Here is a 7,826-nt window from a genome sequence, read left to right on the forward strand (position 1 = left end):
AATCTTCAGATTCACGTCAGGTAAGGCCGCTAGGGTGCTGCACGACAACCATCAGAGGAGGTGCCAGATGCGGGTTTTATTGGTCGAGGACGCACCTGGGCTGGGCGAGGCGGTGCGCGAACAGATTGCCGATGACGGCCACGCCGTCGATTGGGTGCAGCGACTGGAGCATGCGAGCGCCAGTGTGCGTACCGCGCCGTATGACCTGATTCTGTTGGACCTGATGTTGCCTGACGGTCGCGGGCTGGACTTTTTGCGCCAGCAGCGTTCGGCTGGCAACGTGACCCCGGTGATCATCCTCACCGCCCAGGACCAGATTTCCGACCGCATCGCCGGCCTGAATGCCGGCGCCGACGACTACTTGGTCAAACCGTTCGACCTGTTTGAACTCTCGGCCCGTGTGGCCGCGGTGGCCCGCCGCTACAGCGGCAACCCGAACCCGCTGATCAGGCTCGGTGAATTACAGGTCGACATGAACGCGCGCACCGTGCAGCGCGCCGGCGTCACCATTGACCTCACGGCACGCGAGTGGGCGCTGTTCGAGGCGTTTGTGCAGCGCCCTACGGCGTTGCTGTCGAAGTCGCAGCTCGAAGAGCGCTTGTATGCCTTTGGCGCCGAAATCGAGAGCAACACCATCGAGGTCTACATCAGCCGCCTGCGTAAAAAACTGGGGCGTGAGCTGGTGGAAACCGTGCGCGGCATGGGCTATCGGTTGATGACCGTATGAAGTCGCCGATCAGCCTGCAAAGGCGCCTTGGCCTGGGACTGACCCTGGGCATGACCTTGCTCTGGCTGGGCGCGACCGTCGGCGCCTGGCTGGTGGTGCAACATGAGTTGAACGAAGCGTTCGACAGTGCCCTGGAAGAGACCGCGCAACGCATCCTGCCCCTGGCCGTGCTGGAAATCAGCAACCGCGAAGAACCGCGCACCGCCCAGCACATCGCAACCTTGAAGATGCACAAGGAGTATCTGACCTACCTGGTGCGTGATGCCCAGGGCCAGATCCTGATGCAGTCCCATGACGCCAACCCGAAGATATTCAACGACTCGCCGCGCGAAGGGTTCTCTACCACGAAAAAGTACCGGCTGTATGGTGCGAGTGCGCTGCGCAATACGTTGTTCATTGAGATCGCCGAGCCGCTGGGGCATCGCCGCGAGGCGGCGCGGGAAGCCTTGTTTGCTTTGTTGCTGCCGCTATTGGCGTTGATCCCCATCAGCTTGTTGGGCACTTGGCTGTTTGTGCGCGTCAGCCTGCGTAGCGTGTTGGCCTATCGCCGTGCCGTGGAAGCCCGAGGGGTGGGGGATTTGTCGCCGATCAGCGTGGCGCGGTTGCCGGCAGAAATCGACCCGTTGGCCGACGCGGTCAACCACCTGTTGGAGCGCCTGCGCAAGGCATTGGAGGCCGAGCGTAGCTTCACCGCCAACAGTGCCCATGAATTGCGCACACCGTTGGCCGCGACGTTGGCGCAGATCCAGCGTCTGCGCCAGGAAGCGCCGGAAGGTCCATTACGCATGCGTGCGACGAAGATCGAAAACTCATTGCGCGAGCTGGCACGGCTGTCGGAAAAGCTCATGCAGTTGGCCAAGGCCGAGGGCGGCGGGCTGTTGTCCGAGGCGCCCCAGGACCTGATCCCTTTGCTGGCCCATGGGGTCGATGAATGGAATCGCAGCAGCGGTCAGCGCATCCGCTTGCAGCTTCCTACCCAGGGCAGTGTGTATGCGGCGATTGACCCAGACGCGTTCGGTATTCTGCTGCGCAACCTGATCGAGAATGCATTGAAGTATGGGGCGGAGGACCAACCGGTTGAAGTCAGCCTGACGGACCAGGCGCTGCTGCGGGTGGTCAATGGTGGGCCGGCTGTGCCTGCACCAGTGTTACAGCGCCTGACCGAGCGCTTTGTGCGCGGCAGCAGCGAAGCCAGCGGCACAGGGCTCGGCCTGGCCATTGCCAAGACCATCGTCCAAGGGGTCAAGGCGCGTATGACCCTGGCTTCGCCAGCGACCGGCAGGGATGACGGGTTCGAAGTCAACGTTCAGTTCTTGCGCCTGCCGACCTGAACGTTGACTGAGCCCCAGCGACTGCTTGCCTCAGAAATCCACGCTGACACCGGTATACAGCGCCCGCCCGTCACCGGGTGAATGCAGCGAAGCCTGGGCACCGTCCGGGTCGTACCAGACGTATTCATAGTAACGATTGGTAAGGTTCTTCAACTGCAGATCGACACTGACCGACTCGGTCACCCGGTAACTGGCGCCGAGGTTCATCAGCACGTAGCCACCGTAAGTCCCCTGGGTATTTTCGCGTTCCAGGTAGTAATTCGTCTGGCCATTCATCCACGCTGTCAATTGCAGCGCGTGGGTCGCCTTGTAGCTGACCCCGGCGTTGTACAGGTGATGAGGGATGTGGTCGATTTCCTGGCCTTTGCTGTTGGGCAAGGTTGAACTGGGCTGGAGTATTTTCGAGTACTGCCAGGCGTAGGCCATCCAGATGTCGGTGCGCTCATTCGGGTGCAGGTTCACTTGCGCGTCGTAACCCCAGCGCCGGGTTTGGCCGACGTTATCCGACTCACCACTCGGGTCGTTGAGTCGACGACTGACTTCGCCACTGGCCTTTTGTTGCCAATAAGCCACGCGGCCGTCGATCCAATCGGCGGGCGTGAACTTGATGCCGGTTTCCCAGCCTTCGTTGATGGACGGCGCGAGATCCGTATCCCTTGGCGGAATCTTGTAGGCCGCGGCACCGGTACCCACCTGAAATGTACGGCCCCAGTTGGCATAGACGCTGGCAACGTCCCACGGTGAATACACCACGCTGAGCTTGGGTTGTTTGATCAGGCCATAGTCATTGATGGCGTAGTCCAGGCCGGTCATTTCGTTGGTGAAGTCGCCTTGGATCTTATCGACGCGATAGGCCGGGATGATCTTCAGCGACTCGAACGGTTTGATCTCGGCCTGCACGTAGGCGCCGTAGGTATCGAAGTCGAATTGCTGGTCACGGGTTTGGGCCTGCCGGACCCGGTCCTTGGTGCGGTAGCGCTCGCTTTTGTTGTGTTGCTGCTGCATGTCCGCGCCGCCTTCCAGGGCGAAGTCATACAGCCAGCTGACTTCAGGGCGCCAGGTCAGGGAGGTGAGGGCGCCGTATTGGGTTTCGTACGCATCGCGCTCTTGCTGGGCGCTGGTGCGCCAATATTGCGTCCAGCGCCGGTCGTCGAAGGTGTTGACGTAGGTTTTCGCCGCCCAGGCCAAGGTGTCGGACAGCTCAGTGTCGAAGTGCACGCTGAGCTGGTTCATCCGCCGCGTGCCTTTGTCGGTGGCGTTGTAGCTGTTGGTCATGGTCGGGTGCTGGTGGGCGTCCTCTTCACTCAGGTAGCCGGGTTCCTGCGCCTCGGTTTCGTAGTGACGGGCGATCAGGCCGATACGGTAGCGGTTGTCGTCCGGGGTATAGAACCATTTGCCGGCCATGGAAAACTTGTCTGCCTGGGCGTGATCGCGGTAGCCGTCGGATTTCTGGTAGGCGAAGAAGTAATTCTGCGTCCAGTTGCTGGTTTCGATGCCCTTGGCGAGCTGGGTCTCCTGCGTGTTGTAGCTGCCATAGCGAATACGTGCCTTGGTGTAGTCGCCACCGGTGCGGGTCAGCATGTTCACATTACCGGCGATGTTGTTCAGGCCGTAGCGCGCATCGCTGGTACCGCGTACCACTTCTATGCTGTCCAGCTCCAGGGGGAAGATCATGTCCATGAACGGCATATTGCCGTCGTTGCTGTTGCTCGGAATGCCGTCGATCAGCAACTTCACTGCGTTGACTTCACCTTCGCCGTTAAAACCGCGAAAGGAAATCTTGCCGGAGGTGGTGCCTTGGTTGAATTCGGTGAGCATCACCCCCGGCGCACGGCTGAACAACTCCCAGCTGTAATTGACCGGCATTTTTTCGAGGATATCGGCGCCGAGCACATCCACTGAGCTGAGCACACTGCTGGTACTCAGCGGGCCATTGCTGCCGGTGGCGCCCTGGACCGTGACGGTGCCGAGGGTGAGGGTTGAGTCTTCGGTTCTACTGGCTTCGGCCAAAGCCAGGGGCAGCGGGTTGATGGCGAACAAACCGACCGACAGGAGCGGCCATAGGGATCGGGACACGCAAACGCGCTTTGCGCACGGCAAAGTCAATGGAGCAGGCATAACGCACACTTCCTGATAAACAAGACACTTCAAAGGGGTTCAACCACCTCAGGGGGCGGTGAAAAAGAAGAGCGCACCTCACCTAGGTGGGTGCAGGTGTCGATCAGGCGGTGGGGGAGGCGCGTGGGCTCAGGCTGGGCCAGCGAATCCTGGGGTGCAGCGTCGGCAGCTCAGGGTTGACGAGGGCGATGGCAAGCGCGTAGCGCGGCAGGAAATGTCGATAGTAGTCGGAGGGCAGTGCCGCCAGCCCGGCATGGCCGCAACAGCAATCGCTGTGTTTCATGGGGCTGCTGGACGGGGCTGACTGGAGTGGGTCGATCAGCTTGCTCAAGCTGGGAGGTAATGCCTGCGAGGTGCCCCCCGAGCAGAATCCGCCCCATAGCAACAGCCCCATATCCGGCGGCTGCAGGGCACGGCCGAGCGGCATGGCCAGCATGTTGAGCAGCACGGCAAGGCAGGCGATCCAGGGGCTTATGCGTTTGAAGCTAGCCATGAAAGACGTCGACTGAAAGGGATGAACATTTAGCGGCAGTTCCTGCGCAAAGTAAAAGCGCATTCGTGCGCTATTTTGCCGCAGATCAGGCAGTGGCCTGGGGCGACCGACTCCCCCGCAAAAGTCTGTTTTGTGTGTCTATCGGACAAAAAAATGCCCCGAGCGAGTCGGGGCATCCGCCAAGGTGACGCCTTGTCCTGGCGGGTTGGTTCAGCGCCGAACCTCTGTCGCGTTGGCGCGGTTCTTCAGGTTCTTATCGGCTTTGTAGCGCAATGCCACATCCGGCACCGAACCGCTCTTGCCGGTCTCGACCCAGTTGCGAATGCGGCTGGCATCGGCGAAGTGGGTGAATTTGCCGAAGGCGTCGAGGATCACCAGCGACACCGGGCGGTTACCCATGCTGGTTACCAGCACCAGGCAGTGACCGGCCTGGTTGGTGAAGCCGGTCTTCGTCAGCTTGATGTCCCAGTTGGCGCGGTTGATCAGGTGGTCGGTGTTGGAGAAGCCCAGGGTGTAGTTGGGCTTGCGGAACGCCACGGTTTTTTCCTTGGTGGTGCTCAGCTGGCTCAGCATCGGGTATTTGCGCGCATAGGCCAGCAGCTTGCTCAGGTCCCTGGCGGTCGACACGTTGTGGATCGACAGGCCGGTGGGCTCGACGTAATGGGTACTGGTCATGCCCAGCGCCTTGGCCTTGGCGTTCATCGCTGCAATAAAGGCCGGGTAGCCGCCTGGGTAGTGGTGGGCCAGGCTGGCGGCGGCGCGGTTCTCCGAGGACATCAGGGCGATCAGCAGCATTTCTTTGCGGGGCATTTCGCTGCCGATTTTCACCCGGGAGAACACACCCTTCATTTCCGGGGTGTCCTTGATGTTGATGTCGATGTACTCGTCCATGTTTTGCTTGGCTTCGAGCACGATCAACCCGGTCATCAGCTTGCTCACGGAAGCGATGGGTACCACCACGTCCGGGTTGCTGGAATAAATCACCTTGTTGGTCTGCAGGTCGACCAGCATGGCGCTGCCGGAGGCAATTTGCAGTTTGGAGGTGTCGCGCGGCGCCAGGGTGGTTTCGGCGGCTTGCGCGAAGGTGCCTGTGAAAGCAAACAATAGGCTGACGAGAGAGAGACGAATTTTCACGCGGATGAACTCGCTAAAAAGTAAGGAAATACCGTTCTGCAACGGGTTATATGAAAAATGACGTTACATTTTAAGAGTATGGATCAGAAAACGATAGAGAGCCTTTAAATAAAGGCTGTAAGCCGATGATTGGTTGGGTTTGTACCCACCCGCGGAAAAAAAAGGCCCGCTTGCGGGCGGGCCTGATGGAGTTCTTCAAAGGAGTGGGGGTAAGTTGCGCCCGTTCCCGTCGATGGCGGGTGAAAAGGATGTCGAAGAATCGAGAAACCCGGCCTTGCGGCTGGCTATTGAGCAGGATGCCCGAGCGAGTCCTTTATGTGGCTGACTTCAACAGTCCGTGGCGTTTTGGGAGGGGGGGAGGAGAGCAGCTTTATTGATGGGTGATCAAAAAAACAAAAGCCCTGCGATCAGGCAGGGCTTTTGTTCAGCGCGCCAGAGGGTCAGGCGTGCAGGGTTTCCGCCGCATACAGCGTATTTTCCAGCAGGCAGGCACGGGTCATCGGACCAACGCCGCCTGGCACCGGGGTAATCCAGCCAGCGCGGGGCAGGGCGGTTTCGTACACCACGTCGCCGACCAACTTGCCGTCTTCCTGGCGGTTGATGCCGACGTCGATAACGATGGCGCCTGGCTTGATCCATTCACCTTTCACCAGCCCTGGCTTGCCGGCGGCGACCACGACCAGATCGGCGCGGCTGACATGATCGGCCAGGTCGTTGGTGAAGCGGTGGGTCACGGTCACGGTGCAGCCGGCCAGCAGCAACTCCATGGCCATCGGGCGACCGACGATGTTGGAAGCGCCGACGATGACGGCGTCGAGGCCGTATAGGTTGACACCGGTGCTTTCAAGCAGGGTCATGATGCCTTTGGGCGTGCACGGGCGCAGCAGCGGGATACGCTGGGCGAGGCGGCCGACGTTATACGGGTGGAAGCCATCGACGTCCTTGTCCGGGCGGATGCGCTCCAGCAGCTTGGAGGCGTCCAGGTGCTCAGGCAGCGGCAATTGCAGCAGGACGCCGTCGATGCTCGGGTCGTCGTTGAGGCTGTCAATCAGGTCGGTCAGGGCCTGTTGAGTCGTGTTGGCAGGCAGGTCGTAGGCTTTGGAGATAAAGCCGACCTCTTCACAGTCTTTACGCTTGTGCGAGACATAAACCTGAGAGGCAGGATCGCTGCCGACCAGGATCACCGCGAGACCCGGCGTGCGCAGACCTTGCTGGCGACGCTCGGTGACGCGTTTGGCGATCTGCTGGCGCAGGCTGGCGGCGATTGATTTGCCGTCGATAAGTTGTGCAGTCATTACGCGTGATTAACCATCGAGAGGGGGAAGAAAAGTGCGCGCATTCTCGCACGCCAAGGCGTGAGGGCAAAGGCGCTTGGTCTGCAAATTGGCCTAACCCCTTAAATAAAATGAATTTTTTTTAAAAAAGATTTGACGGGTTTCCGGGGCCTCTATACTATTCGTCGCACTTGTCGGGCACAGCCTAGCACTGGTTAAGAAGGTCGAGCAGAATTGCTGTTCTGCAAGGCTGGAAGCACTTAGTTTGTAATCCTCCAAGAGTACAGATTAATCAGGCGCCCGTAGCTCAGCTGGATAGAGCATCCGCCTTCTAAGCGGATGGTCGCAGGTTCGAGTCCTGCCGGGTGCGCCATTAGGCAGCTTTGGCACAAGTAGCGCTATATGGTGGGCGTAGCTCAGTTGGTAGAGCACGGGATTGTGACTCCCGTTGTCGAGGGTTCGATCCCCTTCGTCCACCCCATATTTAGAAAGGCGCCAGATTAATCATCTGGCGCCTTTGCTTTAAGAGCTTCAAGCGCGGATGTGGTGGAATTGGTAGACACACTGGATTTAGGTTCCAGCGCCGCGAGGCGTAAGAGTTCGAGTCTCTTCATCCGCACCAATTAAAGCCATGCGCAGCCGACAGGCTGGGTAGGGCTCAACAAAGAAGTGGTTTGGTTTCTTTGTTAACGCAATATGGTGGGCGTAGCTCAGTTGGTAGAGCACGGGATTGTGACTCCCGTTGTCGA

General features: G+C 59.6%; 6 protein-coding genes and 3 tRNA genes. 5 read left to right on the forward strand and 4 right to left on the reverse strand.

The features are described 5' to 3' along the window. Positions 1-67 precede the first annotated feature (67 nt). Positions 68-727: a response regulator transcription factor gene (locus ACODSV_RS14955; RefSeq protein ID WP_150054358.1), complete on the forward strand. Its 660-nt coding sequence runs from the start codon at positions 68-70 to the stop codon at positions 725-727. Beyond that, positions 724-2,058: a sensor histidine kinase gene (locus ACODSV_RS14960; protein ID WP_150054359.1), complete on the forward strand. Its 1,335-nt coding sequence runs from the start codon at positions 724-726 to the stop codon at positions 2,056-2,058. The genes ACODSV_RS14955 and ACODSV_RS14960 overlap by 4 nt, the downstream gene beginning before the upstream one ends. A 30-nt stretch (positions 2,059-2,088) precedes the next feature. On the opposite strand, the gene ACODSV_RS14965 is transcribed toward ACODSV_RS14960, so the two are convergent. From ACODSV_RS14965 to folD, 4 genes are all read right to left on the reverse strand, one after another. After that, on the reverse strand, positions 2,089-4,176 hold the full coding sequence (locus ACODSV_RS14965; RefSeq protein WP_150054360.1) for a TonB-dependent receptor: 2,088 nt from the start codon (positions 4,174-4,176) through the stop codon (positions 2,089-2,091). 103 nt (positions 4,177-4,279) lie between these two features. Beyond that, on the reverse strand, positions 4,280-4,669 hold the full coding sequence (locus ACODSV_RS14970; RefSeq protein WP_069077429.1) for a DUF2946 domain-containing protein: 390 nt from the start codon (positions 4,667-4,669) through the stop codon (positions 4,280-4,282). 210 nt (positions 4,670-4,879) lie between these two features. Further along, positions 4,880-5,803, reverse strand: coding sequence for a D-alanyl-D-alanine endopeptidase (gene pbpG / locus ACODSV_RS14975; RefSeq protein ID WP_150054361.1), 924 nt, complete (start codon positions 5,801-5,803; stop codon positions 4,880-4,882). Positions 5,804-6,243: 440 nt separating this feature from the next. Further along, positions 6,244-7,098: a bifunctional methylenetetrahydrofolate dehydrogenase/methenyltetrahydrofolate cyclohydrolase FolD gene (gene folD, locus ACODSV_RS14980; protein ID WP_150054362.1), complete on the reverse strand. Its 855-nt coding sequence runs from the start codon at positions 7,096-7,098 to the stop codon at positions 6,244-6,246. A 275-nt stretch (positions 7,099-7,373) separates the two neighbouring features. Between folD and ACODSV_RS14985 the strand changes: the two genes are divergently transcribed. The 3 genes from ACODSV_RS14985 to ACODSV_RS14995 all read left to right on the forward strand — a co-directional run bounded on the left by ACODSV_RS14985 (position 7,374) and on the right by ACODSV_RS14995 (position 7,699). After that, positions 7,374-7,450, forward strand: a tRNA-Arg gene (locus tag ACODSV_RS14985). A gap of 32 nt (positions 7,451-7,482) precedes the next feature. Beyond that, positions 7,483-7,558: transfer RNA gene (locus ACODSV_RS14990), tRNA-His, on the forward strand. A 56-nt stretch (positions 7,559-7,614) separates the two neighbouring features. Further along, positions 7,615-7,699 (forward strand) — tRNA-Leu (locus tag ACODSV_RS14995). The last annotated feature ends 127 nt before the right edge of the window (positions 7,700-7,826 follow it).

Source organism: Pseudomonas sp. FG86 (assembly GCF_057808775.1).

Excerpts from the sequence above, each read along its gene's own strand:
- ACODSV_RS14965 (WP_150054360.1), bottom strand. The coding sequence starts at position 4,176 with ATGCCTGCTCCATTGACTTTGCCGTGCGCAAAGCGCGTTTGCGTGTCC.
- folD (WP_150054362.1), bottom strand. The coding sequence starts at position 7,098 with ATGACTGCACAACTTATCGACGGCAAATCAATCGCCGCCAGCCTGCGC.
- ACODSV_RS14960 (WP_150054359.1), top strand. The coding sequence starts at position 724 with ATGAAGTCGCCGATCAGCCTGCAAAGGCGCCTTGGCCTGGGACTGACC.
- ACODSV_RS14955 (WP_150054358.1), top strand. The coding sequence starts at position 68 with ATGCGGGTTTTATTGGTCGAGGACGCACCTGGGCTGGGCGAGGCGGTG.
- ACODSV_RS14970 (WP_069077429.1), bottom strand. The coding sequence starts at position 4,669 with ATGGCTAGCTTCAAACGCATAAGCCCCTGGATCGCCTGCCTTGCCGTG.